The 339-nt window shown below is 65.2% G+C and carries 1 protein-coding gene; it reads left to right on the top strand.

Translation table 11 applies throughout. From position 1 onward, the window contains the following. Positions 1 to 68 precede the first annotated feature (68 nt). On the top strand, positions 69 to 339 hold a 271-nt coding region (locus AX685_RS08900; RefSeq protein WP_156445588.1), incomplete at its 3' end, for a DUF736 domain-containing protein.

Raw genomic sequence — 339 nt, forward strand, 5'->3', positions numbered from 1 at the left:
GAGGGGAGGAGGATTGAAGATCGGTGTCGAGGACATGGGGTCCAGCACGACATCACAGGAGACACGTCATGAACATCGGTCAGATCAAGCAGAACGACGCGGGCATTTTCATGGGCCGCATTTCCACCCTCGCCGTCGCGATGACGATCGCGCTCAAGCCGGTCCAGTCGTCCAACCCGCGCGCGCCGCGCTACGAGATCCACGCGCTCACCCCGGGCCGGACGTGGGTGCAGGTCGGGGCGTTCTTCGAACTCACCTCGAACAACACCGGCGAGGCGTTCCTGAACGGCCGCATCGACGATCCGTCGCTCGCCGCGCCGCTGCAGGTCTCGGCCTTCC

The organism is Sphingomonas sp. CCH9-F2 (assembly GCF_001556735.1).
Classification (GTDB): domain Bacteria; phylum Pseudomonadota; class Alphaproteobacteria; order Sphingomonadales; family Sphingomonadaceae; genus Sphingomonas; species Sphingomonas ginsenosidimutans.